The organism is Clostridiales bacterium FE2011, from assembly GCA_017569305.1.
In the GTDB taxonomy this organism is placed as follows: domain Bacteria; phylum Bacillota; class Clostridia; order Christensenellales; family Aristaeellaceae; genus Aristaeella.
On the sequence record CP069418.1, the window covers coordinates 175,822 to 191,156 of the forward strand.

General features: G+C 55.1%; 12 protein-coding genes. All 12 read right to left on the bottom strand.

Going from position 1 to position 15,335, the window contains the following annotated elements; all coding sequences use genetic code 11:
* Nucleotides 1-5: 5 nt before the first annotated feature.
* Nucleotides 6-2,522, bottom strand: a complete 2,517-nt coding sequence (locus tag JRC49_00850) for a glycogen/starch/alpha-glucan phosphorylase (protein ID QTE71411.1) — start codon at nt 2,520-2,522, stop codon at nt 6-8.
* Nucleotides 2,523-2,618: 96 nt separating this feature from the next.
* On the bottom strand, nt 2,619-3,536 hold the full coding sequence (locus tag JRC49_00855; protein QTE71412.1) for a bifunctional riboflavin kinase/FAD synthetase: 918 nt from the start codon (nt 3,534-3,536) through the stop codon (nt 2,619-2,621).
* A 1-nt stretch (nt 3,537) separates the two neighbouring features.
* Nucleotides 3,538-4,443: a tRNA pseudouridine(55) synthase TruB gene (gene truB / locus JRC49_00860; GenBank protein QTE71413.1), complete on the bottom strand. Its 906-nt coding sequence runs from the start codon at nt 4,441-4,443 to the stop codon at nt 3,538-3,540.
* A gap of 3 nt (nt 4,444-4,446) precedes the next feature.
* Nucleotides 4,447-5,421 carry a bifunctional oligoribonuclease/PAP phosphatase NrnA gene (locus tag JRC49_00865; protein QTE71414.1) on the bottom strand — a complete coding sequence of 325 codons (975 nt, stop codon included), beginning with the start codon at nt 5,419-5,421 and terminating at the stop codon, nt 4,447-4,449.
* Nucleotides 5,399-5,776 (bottom strand): 30S ribosome-binding factor RbfA, encoded by a 378-nt coding sequence (rbfA, locus tag JRC49_00870; protein ID QTE71415.1) that lies wholly within the window; start codon nt 5,774-5,776, stop codon nt 5,399-5,401. Before rbfA ends, JRC49_00865 begins: the two co-directional genes overlap by 23 nt.
* Nucleotide 5,777: 1 nt before the next feature.
* Complete coding sequence (infB, locus tag JRC49_00875) at nt 5,778-8,594, bottom strand: translation initiation factor IF-2 (GenBank protein ID QTE71416.1); 2,817 nt, start codon at nt 8,592-8,594, stop codon at nt 5,778-5,780.
* A gap of 57 nt (nt 8,595-8,651) precedes the next feature.
* A complete protein-coding gene (locus tag JRC49_00880; protein QTE71417.1) occupies nt 8,652-8,957 on the bottom strand; it encodes a hypothetical protein in 306 nt (101 codons plus the stop codon).
* Nucleotides 8,954-9,244, bottom strand: coding sequence for a YlxR family protein (locus JRC49_00885; protein QTE71418.1), 291 nt, complete (start codon nt 9,242-9,244; stop codon nt 8,954-8,956). Before JRC49_00885 ends, JRC49_00880 begins: the two co-directional genes overlap by 4 nt.
* Before the next feature lie 46 nt (nt 9,245-9,290).
* Nucleotides 9,291-10,478, bottom strand: a complete 1,188-nt coding sequence (gene nusA, locus JRC49_00890) for a transcription termination/antitermination protein NusA (protein QTE71419.1) — start codon at nt 10,476-10,478, stop codon at nt 9,291-9,293.
* A gap of 15 nt (nt 10,479-10,493) precedes the next feature.
* Nucleotides 10,494-11,000 carry a ribosome maturation factor RimP gene (locus tag JRC49_00895; GenBank protein QTE71420.1) on the bottom strand — a complete coding sequence of 169 codons (507 nt, stop codon included), beginning with the start codon at nt 10,998-11,000 and terminating at the stop codon, nt 10,494-10,496.
* Between the two features lie 265 nt (nt 11,001-11,265).
* The gene (locus JRC49_00900) at nt 11,266-13,281 is read right to left on the bottom strand and encodes a glycoside hydrolase family 31 protein (GenBank protein ID QTE71421.1); all 2,016 of its coding nucleotides are present in this window, start codon (nt 13,279-13,281) and stop codon (nt 11,266-11,268) included.
* 12 nt (nt 13,282-13,293) lie between these two features.
* Entirely contained in the window at nt 13,294-15,321 is a 2,028-nt protein-coding gene (locus tag JRC49_00905; protein ID QTE71422.1) for an alpha amylase C-terminal domain-containing protein, read from the bottom strand.
* Nucleotides 15,322-15,335: the final 14 nt, after the last annotated feature.

The window sequence follows — 15,335 nt, forward strand, 5'->3', positions numbered from 1 at the left end:
TCTTTTTATTTCTTTGCTTTGATCCTGACAGGTTTTGCTTTTTCCTTTGGCTCAGCTGCCGGTGTCTTAGCCTTGTTCAGGGGCTGAAGGTGCCAGATGTTTTCATTATACTCACGGATTGTCCGGTCAGAGGAGAATATGCCCGACATAGCCGTGTTGGTAACAGCCATTTTCAGCCACTTGTTCCGGTCAGCGTAGTCGTTGTTCAGTCTTCTCTGCGCCATGCTGTAGGAACCGAAATCCTTCAGGACAAAATAGCTGTCACCCATGGAACCCCAGCTGCCCAGCAGCAGGCTGTGATACAGATCCTGCAGGGCTGCGGGATTATCCGGCATCAGGGTACCGTCGATCATCTGGGTCATTGCCTGACGGATTTCCTGGTTGGTTTCGAAAATATTCATGGGATTGTAGCTGTTCTCACGATACATATCCCGCACCGTATCGGACCGCATGCCGAAAATGTAGATATTGTCGAGGCCGACCTGTTCGCTGATTTCAACGTTCGCTCCGTCCATCGTACCGATGGTGACCGCGCCGTTCATCATAAACTTCATGTTGCCGGTGCCGCTGGCTTCCTTGCTGGCTGTGGACAGCTGTTCGGAAACCTCTGCCGCCGGAATCAGCACCTCAGCGCTGCTGACGTCATAATTCTCCAGGAACACAACTTGAAGCATCTTCCTGGCCCGCGGATGCTTGGCAATGAGCTCGCTCAGCGCGCAGATCATACGGATAATCTGTTTCGCGCGGTAATAACCGGGGCTGGCTTTTGCTCCGAAGATGAATACTCTCGGCTCCATGGTGAAGCTTTCATCATTCACGATCCGGTTATACAGCACAAGGATATGCAGCGCGTTCAGCATCTGCCGCTTATACTCGTGAAGTCTCTTTGCCTGTACGTCAAAGATAAAGGAAGGATCCACCACCGCTCCCTGCCGTTCCTTCAGCATAACGGCGAGGCGTTCCTTATTGTGCTGCTTGATCTTTGCAAACTTGTCCCGGAAAGCGGCGTCATCCGCAAAAGGACGAAGCGCGCTTAACCCTTCCGGATTCTTGATCCAGTCAGTGCCGATAGAGTCACAGATCAGGTCCGTCAGTTCAGGATTGCAGCTCATCAGCCAGCGGCGGTGTGTAATACCGTTTGTAATCGCGGAGAATTTTTCCGGCATAACCAGGTTGAAATCATGGAAGGTTTCTTCCTTCAGGATTTCACCGTGCAGCTTGCTTACGCCGTTGACAGAATAGCTCATGGCAACGCACATATTGGCCATATGGACGTTGTCATAGCTGATGATGGCCATCCGGGCAATCCGGTCCCAGTCTCCGGGGAAGCAGTTCCACAGACGTTCGCAAAGCCTGCGGTTCATCTCGCAGATGATCTGGTAGCACCGCGGCAGCAGCTGCTGTACCATGCTCACAGGCCATTTTTCGAGTGCTTCTGCCAGGATCGTATGGTTGGTATAGGCGATGGTCTTCTGTACAATACTGGAAGCTTCATCCCATCCCAGGCCTTCTTCATCAATCAGGAGGCGCATCAGTTCAGGAATCGCCATACCGGGGTGGGTGTCGTTGATATGGATCACTACCTTCTCCGGCAGTTTGCTCATATCATTCCCGAAGCGCCGCTTGTAGTCCTTCAGGATATACTGCAGGGAGGCGCTGGTAAAGAAGTAATGCTGTTTCAGGCGCAGCATTTTGCCTTCATAGTGCTTGTCTTCGGGATAAAGCACCTTGCTGATGGCTTCCGCCAGCTGGATTTCTTCGGATGCCTGTACATAGCGGCCTTCACCGAAACTGTTCAGGTCCAGCTTTTTCGGGCTCCGTGCGGACCACATCCGCAGCGGATTCACAATGGTCGCGTCATATCCGACAACAGGCATATCGTAAGGGACAGCTTCCACGGTATAATAATCGCGGGTCACAAACTTCTGCCTGCCGTTGATCTCTATTTCATCCACATGGCCGCCGAAATGCACCTCGCAGGTGTCTTCCATCATGGCCGTTTCCCAGACGTTGCCGTTGTCCAGCCAGCTGTCCGGCATTTCCACCTGCTGTCCGTCCACGATTTTCTGGCGGAACAGGCCGTATTCATAGCGTATGGTACAGCCCATGGCCGGAAGGTCCAGACAGCTCAGGCTGTCCAGGAAGCAGGCGGCCAGACGTCCGAGTCCGCCGTTTCCGAGGCCGGGTTCAGGCTCTTCCTTCAGTACGTCCTTGATATCAATGCCAAGTTCCTGCAGGGCTTCCGTATATTCCTTCGTGGAAAGCAGGTTCAGCATATTGCAGTACATGCTGCGGCCCATCAGGAACTCAACGCTCAGATAATACAGGCTTTTGCCTTTCTGCTTTTTCCATACCTCGCGGCTGGCGATCATCTTCTGCATAATCTGATCGCGCACAGTGGAAGCCACAGCACGGTAAATCTGATGCGGTGAGGCCTCTTCAATTGTCAGGCCGTTATACCGCTGTACCTTTCCGACTATGGTATTCTTGATGGATTCTTTGTCAAACTTCGTGGCTGGCATGATTATTCCTCCAGACATAAACCTGATTCAGACAGCGTAATTATACATCCCGCTTCCGGCTGTCGCAATGCCGCGGACAGTCCGGAATCCGACCATCTATGCCATGTTAAACAATTGCATAGCTTCATTCCGGTCCCGTTCAATCTGCGCTGTCAGATCCTGCGGGGAATCAAACTTTCTTTCCTCACGGAGCATCTTCAGCAGGGTGAGCCTGACCTTCTGTCCGTACAGTTCCGGACTTTCTGTCAGAGCATGGGCCTCTACGGTAACTTTTCCTGAGGGCATCGTCGGCTGCATACCGATGTTCACCACGGCGGGCAGCGTATCATTCTCTGTCTCCAGCAGGCCTGTATAAACGCCGTATTTCGGCAGTACCTTGCGTTTCCACGGCTCTATATTCGCCGTGGGGAAGCCTAGTCCGTGGCCCTGGTGCTTGCCCTCTGCGACTGTCCCTGTCAGGCTGTACTGATATCCGAGCAGTTCAGCCGCCCGCTCTGTTTTACCCTCCTTCAGGTTCTGCCTGATCAGGGTGCTTGAAATCACTGTCCCGTCTTCCAGCATGGCCGGCGGTTCAATGATCACTTTGTATCCGTGTTTCTCTCCGTCAGCCTTCAGTAGTTCCGCCGTTCCGCGTCCCTTCCGTCCAAAGGAGTAGTTCCAGCCGGCAACCACAGCCCTGACATCCAGGAAGCTTCTCATTCTGTCCAGGAAAACTTCAGGTTCCATATCCGCTGTGGACTGATCAAAGGGAATCAGTTCCATTTCATCCACACCGATTCCATACAGGAGCGACGCCCTTTCCGGAATCGTGGAAATCATTTCCGGCGGATTCTCCGGCCGGATGATTTCCAGCGGGTGCCGGTTAAAGGTGCAGACTCGCAGCGGTATACCCATCTCATCCGCAAGCCGCTTTGCGTTGAGAAGCAGGGTTCTGTGGCCTCTGTGGACACCGTCAAACATTCCCAGGGCCACAACCCTCTCCCCCGCCTTGTGCGGTCTTTGGAGCACTTGCATTTCAGTTCATCTCCTCAGTATCCTCAGGCGCAATCTGCGCCTTCCAGACCAGTTCTTCTCCACGCCGTACGGCAATTCCCCAGAATTGATTCTTCAGGTAAACCCTGACAGCCTCACCCTCCTGAAGCACTTCCGCATCGTGGAACAGTGGCAGCTTGGCGCCGTTTATCACGGCTTTCCCGAACCGTACCGGTATATCTGTTTTCGGCAGGTGTCCCAGTGCGTAGTCGGGCGGCAGCAGTCTGGATTCAAGCTGCCCGGCTTCCGCCAGGGCTTTGGCTTCTTCCAGCGTGATTGCGTTATCGATGGTAAACGCGCCGCTTCTTGTCCGGAGAAGGCTGCGCATATGGGCAGGGCATCCGCATTTGTTTCCAAGGTCCTCGCATAGCGTGCGGATATAGGTCCCCCTGCCGCAGTTAACCCGAATCTCAAATCCGTGGTCTTCCGTCTCCCGCAGCAGTTCAATCCGGTCAATCCTGACTTTCCGGGACGGCACTTCCACCGTCTCGCCTTTTCTGGCCCGCAGATACAGCGGCTGTCCTCCGACTTTAATCGCACTGTACATACTGGGAGTCTGGGTGATCTCTCCGGTCAGTTCACTGGCTGCCCTCAGGAAGGTCTCCCTGTCCGGATAATTGGTTCCTTCCTCTATGACAGTACCGGTGGCGTCCTGTGTGTCCGTTCTGGATCCGAAGGCGCATACTGCCACATATTCCTTTTCCTTATCGGCCAGATAATCAAAAAGCCGCGCGGCTTTCCCGGTCATCACGGGCAGCACGCCTGCGGCTTCCGGATCCAGTGTCCCGGCATGTCCTATACGTCTGATGCCGGTAAGCCGGCGCAGCACGGCCACAACGGCCGCGCTGCTCATTCCGGTTGGTTTCAGGATATTATAAAAACCGTTCATTTTCTATCCATTCAGTTTACGGATCATGGCATCCAGCACGTTTCCGGCTGTTTCATCCAGTTTTCCGTATAATGTAATACCGGAGGCCTGCGGATGGCCGCCTCCTCCGAAGCTTTGCGCTATGTCACTGACACAGTCCGGCTCTTTTGCGCGGAGTGAGAACTTGATTGAACCGTCCTGGGCCTCTCTGGCCAGCATAGCCATTCTGGTTCCGACCGTATCCAGACCAAAGTTCACAAGTGTGTCGGCATGCTCACTCAATGCTTCGCATTCTTCAAAGTCACGCCAGGTCAGTTTCATGACGGCGATCTGCCCGTTCTCATAGTACTGCAGGCTGTTCAGTGCCCTGCCCATCAGCAGCACCTGCGGCTTCGCCCGCTCCCGGAACAGAATCCGGTTCAGTTTCGCCAGGGGCAGGTCTTTACCCATCAGCTCGCTCATGATTTCGAAGCACTCGGCGTTTGTGGACGCGAATGCGAAATTACCCGTGTCTGTGCTGATCCCCGTATACAGGCAGATCGCCATATCCCTGTCAATTTCGATTCCCAGGGCCGCAATCTGTTCCCTGATCAGGATACAGGCCGCCGGGGCTTCTCCGTCCACGCTGTTCTCTTCCATAAAGAGCGGATTGGTCGGATGATGATCAATCTGGGCTGTATGTCTGCTGATCTGAATCAGCTGATCACAGCAGCCAAGCCTTCTGATATCGCTCACATCCACAGACAGCATCAGATCGAAAGGCTCCTCGTTACCGTCCGGTATACGCATTTCATCGATTCCCGGCAGGAAGGACAGTTGATCCGGCACCTTGCCGTCACAGAACAGAACAGGCTCCTTGCCTATTTTCCGCAGTGCAAGCCGCATAGCCGTAGCGCATCCAAGTGTGTCTCCGTCCGGGTTAATGTGGCTGCAGATGGCAATACGCTGTGCGTCCCGGATCAGCCGGGCAATTGCTTCAGGATTCCTGCTCATCGTCACCGGATTTGCCCTCCGTGCCGATCGCTTCTGAAAGAACTTTGGCAATATGCACACCGTAGGCAATATTCCTGTCACTGACAAAAATCAGTTCAGGAGTATAGCGGATGATCATCCGCTTTCCAAGCGAACGGCGGATATATCCTTTAGCGTTCTTCAGAGCGTCGATCAGTTCGTCCCGCAGTTCATCCTCCAGCACACTGATATAAATCTTCGCGTACCGCAGGTCACCGGTCACTTCAGCCCTTGTCACCGAAAAGGTACCGCAGATTCTCGGATCATGCAGTTCCTCCCGGATGATGGCGTCAACTTCCCGACGAACCTCTTCCGATATTCTGTCAATTCTCTGATAACTCATGTCAGCGCGGGATCTCCTCCATAATGTAGCACTCGACCACGTCGCCTTCCTTGATATCGTTATGGCCCTCCAGGCTCATACCGCATTCATATCCGGCGGCCATTTCCTTCACGTCGTCCTTCAGGTGGCGCAGGCTGCTCAGCTTGCCTTCGAACACCACCACGTTGTCACGCAGCAGGCGTACGCCGGCATTCCGCTGAACTTTGCCGTCCGTAACATAGCAGCCGGCAATGATACCGGAACCGGTGATCTTGAAAACATTCCGGACTTCCGCATGGCCCAGGAGTACCTCCCGGTACTCAGGCTCAAGCATGCCCTTCATGGCCAGTTCCATATCCTCAATTGCCTTATAGATGACCGTATACATCCGGACATCGACTTTCTGCTTCTCGGCAGCCTCCCGGGCGGAAGCGTCGGGCCGGATATTGAAGCCGATGATAATCGCGTTGAAAGCGGCGGCCAGGTTGACGTCGTCCTTGGTAATCGCACCGGCAGCGCTGTGCAGCACGCGGATCTTCACCTCGTCGTTGCTCAGCTTCTCCATAGCCTGCTTTACAGCTTCCACAGAGCCCTGCACGTCTGCCTTGATAATCAGGTTGAGTGTGGTCACCTTACCGGCCTCGATAGAGGAGAAAAGGTTCTCCATGCTCATCTTGGCCATGGTGGCCTCACGGCTGGCCTTGATCTTTTCACGGCGTTCATCCGCAACCTGGCGGCTCAGGTGATCATCGCCCACGGCAATCATTTCATCGCCGGCGCTGGGTACATCATCGAAGCCCATGATTTCGACAGGCATGGACGGACCGGCTTCGCTGACCCGCTCACCCTTGTCGTTGATCAGGGCACGGACCTTACCGGAAGCCAGACCGGCGATAATGCTGTCTCCAACGTGCAGTGTACCGTTCTGCAGCAGCACGGTGGCCAGCGGGCCTCTTGCTTTGTCCAGTTTCGCTTCAATAATGACACCCTTGCCCAGTCGGTTCGGGTTCGCCTGCAGCTGCAGCATATCCGCCTGCAGCAGGATCATTTCAAGCAGCTCATCCACACCCTGTCCGGTTACTGCGGAAACAGGGACGCAGATGGTTTCGCCGCCCCAGTCTTCGCAGACCAGTCCGTACTGTGTCAGGTCCTGCTTGACTCTGTCGGGGTTCGCGTCCGGTTTGTCCATCTTGTTGATAGCGACAATCACCGGCACTTCCGCCGCCTTTGCATGGTTGATGGATTCAACCGTCTGGGGCATGACGGAGTCGTCTGCGGCTACAACCAGTACGGCAATATCCGTTGCCTGGGTACCGCGTGCACGCATGGCGGTAAAGGCTTCATGGCCGGGTGTATCGAGGAAGGTGATCTTCCTTCCGTCCACGTCCACGGTATAGGCACCGATATGCTGGGTGATGCCGCCGGCTTCACCGGCAGTCACACGGCTCTTGCGGATGTAGTCCAGCAGGCTGGTCTTACCATGGTCAACGTGACCCATGATGGTAACCACCGGAGGACGGGGCTGCAGGTTTTCTTCAGCGTCGTCAAAGTCTTCGGCAACCAGGGCAGCTTCGGCTGTCTGTTCCTGTTTGCGTTCGAGTGTAATCTCAAAGTCGGAGCAGACCAGCTGGGCTGTATCAAAATCGATTTCGCTGTTGATGGTGGCCATGTTGCCCAGCAGGAACAGCTTCTTGATGATTTCGCTGGCAGACTTACCGATTTTTTCCGTCAGGTCGCGCACAGTGATGGTGTCGCCGGCCATGTAGGCGGTTTCGATTTTGATGGGGGCCATCATCTGCTGGGCACTCGGTTTCTTGGCGCGTGCCCGCTTGCCTCCGCGGATCACCTCGTCATCGTAACCGTTGAAGTGGGCGTTCTTGCTCGCCTGCTTCCGGTTCCGGCTCACATGTTCCGGATCGTGCTGACGGATGTAGTTCTTCTTGTTCGGATCGTAATTCGACACCCGTTCCTTTTCCATCGGCACGGCAAGCTCAGGCGTACGCTGTCTTCCGCCGCCGGCGGAACCCTGGCGTCCGCCGCCGAAACCGCCGCCCTGGGGACGCGGTCCGCCCGTCTGGCCGCCGGCAGGACGGCCATACTGACCGGGTTGTCCGGCGGGACGGCCAAACTGACCCTGCTGTCCGGCAGGACGTCCGTACTGACCGGGCTGTCCGGCAGGACGGCCATACTGACCCTGCTGTCCGGCAGGACGTCCGTACTGACCGGGCTGACCCGCGGGACGGCCATACTGACCCTGCTGTCCGGCAGGACGGCCGTAGGGGCCCTGCTGTCCGGCGGGACGAGCCGACCTGGCAGGCGGAGGATTATCCCCCGGCCTGCTCATAATCTGACCGATAGCAGGCTTCTTCGGCGCGGCAGGCCGGCTGGGATCCGGATCATCCGGCGTAGCCACGTAGGATTCAATCTTCTTTGCAGGCTTCTTTTCTTCCGCGGCGGGTTTGGCGGGCTCTGCGGGTTTCTCTGCCACCGGGGCTTCCGCTTCTTTCCTGGCGGGTTCCTCGGCTTTCTTCGCAGGTTTCTCAGGTGCGGGTTCAGCTGCCTTGGAAGCCTCTTCCTTGCGGGCGGCTTCCATCATCTGCTTCTCGTCGTCGTCCAGCATCGTGAACGCCTTCGTATGGGCAGACTGCGCCTTCATCTGTTCCTGCTGCCTGCGGCGTGCGGCTTCTTCTTCGGCCTGGCGGTTCATTTCTGAATCAAGCCGCTTCAGCGCGTCAAAAAGGCCGTCCGCTTCCTTCCGGATTCTGGTGGCTTCCTCCAGAATGCCGGAAGCCTCCTCTACCAGTTCTTTCGTGGCATCTTTTAATTTCACATTCGCCATTCGGTGTTGTTTCCCCCCGTCGCTCATTTGAACTCTTGTTTCTGGTTCAGGTAATACTTACTTTTCGTTCATGGACTCTTTCAGGATCTGTTCCGCAAAGGAACCTTTCCGAAGTCCCAGAATCATGTTGCTCTTCCCCGTAGCTGCTTCGATCAGTCCTTCCGGCAGGATTCTCCGGGGAGTTCCTGTCCTTTCACACATCTCTTCAGCCTTTTTCCGGGTATTATCTGCAGTTCCGCTGTCAATCAGCAGAACACCGCATTCTCCGGATCTGATCAGGATCCTGCAGGCGTCCGTTCCTGCGGCAGCCTGTCTGGCCCTGACCGCAAGCCCGATCATGCCTTTCACTTTCTGATCGTTCACTCCGGATCACTCCCGTCAGCGTTCAGCCGTTCCATTTCAGCGGTCAGCGCTTCGGTAATTTCCGGTGTCAGTGTGATCTCAAGCTGTCTTTCCAGCTGCTTTTGCCGGATTGCCCGCTGCAGGCATTCCGCCCGGCGGCAGACATAGGCGCCCCGTCCGGATTTCTTTCCGGTAGGATCCAGAACCGCTTCCCCTTCCGGAGTTCTGACGATCCGGATCAGTTCACGCTTCTCTTTCATCTCGCGGCATCCGACGCACATCCGCATCGGGATCTTCTTTGGTTTCATAGAACCTCCACGCTTTGTTGTATCCGGATGCCCAACGGTATCCTTCTTACATCGTGTCGTCGTCGCCGCCTACGCTGTCGTCGAAGTCCATCGTGAAGCTGTCGTATGCGGGCGTCTCCACCTGGACAAATTCGGTCATCTGGCCGTTGTCGTCCACCATGTCATCCATCTCGGCAGCCTGGCTCTGGCTCTTGATATCGATCTTCCAGCCGGTCAGTTTGGCTGCCAGGCGGGCATTCTGGCCTTCCTTGCCGATCGCCAGGCTCAGCTGGTTATCCGGCACGATCACGCGGAATGCTTTTTCATCCTTTGCCTGATACACGCTCAGCACATGGGCGGGATTCAGGGCGTTGGCCACAAACTCAGCAGGGTTGCCGGACCACTTGATGATGTCAATCTTTTCGCCCTTCAGTTCAGTCACTACGCGGTCCACACGGCCGCCGCGCTGTCCGACGCAGGCACCGACGGGATCAATCATCACGTCAGCGCTGTGGACTGCGATCTTGGTACGGCTTCCGGCTTCGCGGGCAATATTCTTGATCGTTACGATGCCGCCTGCGATTTCAGGCACTTCCATTTCGAACAGGCGCTTGACCAGGTTCGGGTGGATCCGGCTGACGTAAACCTGGGGAGTGTATCCCGCATTCTGGCTCGTCTTGTGCACTTCAAGGATATAAACCTTGATGTGGTCTCCGTCGTGCAGTTCTTCGCCGGGGATCATTTCATCCTTTTCCAGCACGCCTTCAGTACGGCCCAGGTCGATATACGCGGCCTTGGGTTCAATCCGCTCAACAATACCGGTCAGGATTTCACTTTCTTTTTCGATATATTCGTCATAGATCTTTCCGCGTTCAGCTTCACGGATATGCTGGATGATTACCTGCTTGGCCGTCTGGGCAGCCACGCGCAGGAAGCCGTTGGGTGTAACGTCCACCTCGGCAATGTCCCCCATCTGATAGGAGGAATTGATCTTCTGCGCTTCTTTCAGGCTGATCTGGTTGGTGGGATCCTCAATCTCCTCATCCTCCAGGATCAGCTTCCGGGCATATACGGAGATACTGCCGTCCTGGCGGTTTACAGTAACGTCCAGGTTGTTCGGAGCAGTTTCCGTCTTCGGCAGGTTCTTCCTGTATGCGGCCTTCAGGGCCTCCTCAATGGTCTTGAAAAGTGCCTCCTCAGGGATTTCCTTTTCTCTGGCCAGCATTTTGATTGCGTCTATGACTTCGGATTTCATGTTTCTTGTCCTTTCTCACGTCTCCGTGTTGTTCTCATCATCGCCGGAAAGATCGACGTCCTCGATACCTTCCATGTCCACCACCGGTTTGACCAGCGCAGCCGCCTTCCGCGGCACCAGCATCCTGCCTTCACCTGTGTCGATCACGATGTTTCCTTCTTCAAGACCAGCCAGGACACCGGTAAGTATCTTTGTCCCGTCTATCGGCTTGAAGAGTTTAACCTCGATCTCACAACCGAGATTCCGTTCAAAATCCCGGTCTTTTTTCAGCGGCCTGTCAATGCCCGGAGAGGATACTTCCATGAAGTCGTAATCCACGCTGTCAGCGGGTGTCCTGACGGCTTTGTGGAATGCCTCGCAGTCATCCAGGCTTACGCCCTCTTCCTTGTCGATGTAAAACCTCAGATACTTTCCTGTCGGCTCTTTATCCATGCAGACATCAACGAGCTCGTAGCCCATCTGCTCTGCAACGGCACGAGCCTTCGCCTCCAGGCCGGTAAGCGATTCCGTCTTCGATGCCATCTGTCAGTCTCCCATCCTTTCCGGGCAATGAAAAAGAGCGGAAAACAAGCCCTCCATCAGCCAGCGCTGACCGTATCCGGGAACACGTCCCCATACCGGTCTCCGAAGGCCTTCAGGCTGTTTCCGTTCCTTACGTTAAACCCTTCTTTCAAGGCGTTGCGCCGCTTTTAATCGTATGGAAACCATACGCAGGAAAGTATAGCATACTTCCCTGCGCATAGCAAGCCTTATTTTTCAATTAGTACAAGGATTTTCTGGGGGTATTTTACACCTTTTCATACACAGGAATCACATCAATCGGCGCCGGGGCTGTGACAGTGTGTCCGCCTTCCAGAATTTCCCCGCTGTTCAGGTCTTTCCAACGTCCCTCAGGAAGATAAACCTGCCGTTCCCGCTGATGGAGTTCCAGCACCGGGGCAACCAGGTACCGGCTTCCGAACATGTACTGATCCTGCAGTTCCCAGCATCTGGCGTCCTCCGGGAATTCAAAGAACATCGTCCGGATCAGCGGAGCCCCGGTTTCGTGGGCTTCCCGGTACAGCTCCCGGATATAGTCGTGCATGGCAATCCGCACGTCATAATACTTCCGCATGATGCGGTAGTTGTCTTCCCCGTAGCTCCAGAGTTCGTTCGGCTGGCCGGTATGGAGGTAGCCGCCTCCCCGTTCCCGCTCATCGAGCGGCGGAATATTGTACGGTCCCCGGTCTCCGTGCATTCGCAGCACGGCGCTGAAAACAGCGAACTGATACCAGCGGATCAGCAGTTCGCGGAAGGCCGGATCATTCACATCATCTGTCATAAATCCGCCGATGTCTGTCGTCCACCACGGGATGCCCGCCAGTCCAATGTTCAGTCCCGCCTGCAGCTGTTCCCGGAAGGATTCGAAAGTGCTCGGAACGTCGCCGGACCAGATGACGTTCCCGTATTTCTGGCTGCCGGCCCATCCGCACCGCAGCAGATTCACGGCCTCGATGCCTTTTTCGGCGGCCATGGGCTCATAAAAGGCCCTGGAGAACATCTGGGGATACAGGTTGCTGCAGCTCAGGGCAGGTCCCGTGCAGTAACGGTAGTTTTCAAAGTCATAGACCCCGTAGTCCGGTTCGGAATTATCCAGCCAGAAACCGTCAATGCCCAGGTCATAGTAATTCTTTTTGCAGACATCCCAGATATACTGCCTTGCTTCCGGATTGAAGGGATCAATTTCGACACAGTCCCCCTGGTAATCATAGGTTTGTGCCGCGCCGCGCTCCGTACGGATCAGCAGGCCCTTTTCCATCATCGGTCCGAAGTTCTCGCTCCGCCGGTCGACACTGGGCCATACGGAAACAATGACGCGGATGCCCATGCTGTGAAGTTCATCCACCATCTTCTTCGGATCCGGCCAGTAGGTTTTGTCAAACTTCCAGTCTCCCTGGACTGTCCAGTGGAAGAAGTCAATTACAATCTGGTCGATCGGGATGCCTTCCTTCCGGTACTGCCTGGCAACCGTAAGTACTTCCTCCTGTGTACGGTAGCGCAGCTTGCATTGCCACAGTCCCATCAGGCTGTCCGGAAACATGGGAGCCCGTCCTGTCACGGCGGTATATCCTTCCAGGATTTCTTTCGGGTTTTCTCCCACGCAGATCCAGTAATCCATCTGCTGCGTGCTTCGTGCAACCCACTCCGTCATGTTGCTGGCAAAGGTAACTCTTCCCACTGCCGGGTTGTTCCACAACAGGCCGTATCCCAGGGAACTGATCATGAAAGGTATGGAAATCTGGCTGTTTCTCTGTGCCAGTTCCAGCATGGTGCCTTTCAGGTTCAGGTCCGGCTGCTGGTACTGGCCCATGCCGTAGATCTTTTCTTCCCTGTTTGGATCGAAACGGACCGTCAGCGTATACTCGCTGCCGCCGATATTGCCCTTCCATTCCCTGTTCACGATCTTCAGGCAGCGGCTGGTCTGCACCAGTGTACCGCCGTAGGAACGGTAGTATTCCCGCAGGATCAGTTTCCCGTCGCGGTAAAAACTGATCACGCCGGCGAAATTCACGGTGGCGCGGACGCGCCCGTTCCGGATTTCAGCACAGGGAACACAGCCGCTTCCGTCCGGATTCTCTTCCGTGCCGATCTGAATTACACATTCCGTATCCGCCGGTTTCTCTGTCAGGGCATAATCCCGGCTGATCCACGTATCATACATGACCGCGCGTACACGCAGCGCGTTTTTACCCCATCCTTCAATCCGAAGCGTTTCTCCGCCCCGGCTGGCTGTCAGGGCATTTCCTTCCTTCCGGAAAATCATTCTCGGTCTCCTTTACTCTGATATTCTTTCCAGAACCATAGCTGACCGGCAGGGACTGTATACGTCAAATCCCAGGCCGCGTCCTTCTGTATAGGTTGTCTGGTAGATATAATCGTGATCAATCAGTCCGGCGCCGCCAAAGCGTTTTTCATCCGTGCTCAGGATTACCCTGTATGATCCTTCTCCCGTGGTATGGGCATGGAGGAAAAACTGCTGTTCGGAATAGCTGTTGTGGAAATTGAACACAAACAGGAGACCGCCCCGGCTGAAAGTAATGATCTTCCTCTCAGGATCGATCCACAGGCTCACCGCGTTCGGATCATCCAGAAGCTTCCGTTCCTTCGCGAGGTTGATCATTGCCTTGTCAAAATCATTCAGCCATTCAAATTTCAGCTGTGGATTATCCACCAGGGACCATTGTCTCCGGCAGTATTTGTAACTCCAGCCGTTGCCTTCCCTCGGGAAATCAATCCATTCCGGATGACCGAATTCGTTTCCCATGAAATTCAGGTATCCGTTCCCCCCAAGGCTCATCGTATACAGGCGGATTATTTTGTGCAGTTCTATGGCCCGGTCCATGGTCAGGGAGTGATACTCCTTCATCATGCCCGTGTACATCTCGGCGTCTGCCATCCGGAATATGATTGTTTTATCGCCCACCAGCGCCTGGTCGTGGCTTTCGCAGTATCCGATCACTTTTTCCATGGGACGGCGGGTAGTCATCTCGTACCACAGGCTGTTCACGTTCCAGTCCTCGTCCCGGGTGTCTTTCAGCAGCTTGATCCAGTAATCGGGTTCGCCCATGGCCAGCCTGTAGTCAAACCCGATGCCTCCCTGTTCAATCGGCAGGCACATGCCCGGCATACCGCTCATATCCTCCGCCACCGTGGTTGCGTTCGGATTGACCTCGTGGATCAGTTCGTTCGCAAGCTGCAGGTAATTCAGCGCCTCCAGGTCCGTATTCAGGTTGAAATACATGTCATAGTTCGTAAATGCGCTTCCCAGTCCGTGATCATGATAGATCATGCTGGTTACACCGTCGAACCGGAAGCCGTCAAAATGATACTGTGTCTGCCAGTATTTCAGGTTGCTCAGCAGGAAATGAAGCACTTCGGTCCGTCCGTAATTAAACAGCTTTGTGCCCCAGGCAGGATGCCATCCCTGTCCTCCGGCCAGGAAATACTGATCCTCCGTACCGTCCTGGAACTGCAGTCCCTCTCCCACATTGGGACACGCATGGCTGTGTACAACGTCCAGCAGCACACGGATTCCCATTCCGTGCGCGGTATTCACCAGGTACTTCAGGTCCTCCGGATCACCGTACCAGTGGGCGGCTGCAAAGAAGTTTGTCACCTGATAGCCGAAGGAACCGTAATAGGGATGTTCCTGGATGGCCATCAGCTGTATGGTGTTGTATCCGAGATCCTTTACCCGGGGCAGTACGTTTTCCGCGAATTCGCGGTAGGTACCGATTCCCTCCTTGTCCTGGCTCATGCCGACATGAGCCTCATAGATCAGCGGTGCGTCCGGCGCTGCAGCCATAAACGCCGCGTCTGTCCATGCGTACTCTTTTTCAGGATCCTGAACCTGTGTGCAAAGCAGACTGGTTTCCGGATCCATCGCAACCTTGGTGCTGTATGCCGGAAGCCGCTCAAACCAGCTTTCACCTTTCCGGATCCACAGTTTGACGTTCTGTCCTTCCTGCAGGCTGTCCTCTCCTGGAAGGACAATTTCCCATACGCCGTTCTCTCCGCGGGTCAGCGGATGGGATTCCCTGTCCCATTGGTTAAAGTCGCCCATCAGGCGCACTTCATCTGCACCGGGAAGCCATTCCCGGAAAACCCATCCGGTTTTCGTCCTGTGGAAGCCAAAGAAAAGATATCCGTTGGCAAAATCGGACAGGAAAGCTGCCCCGTCCACCAGCTGCCGGCGTTTTTCCTTGAACCGGTCCATGCGCAGAACAATATCTGCCTCATACGGGGCAAGCCAGGGATCAATCTCCGTAATCTGATAGGGAGCGTTCAGCTTTCCGACATCCATTTTATCTTCCTCCG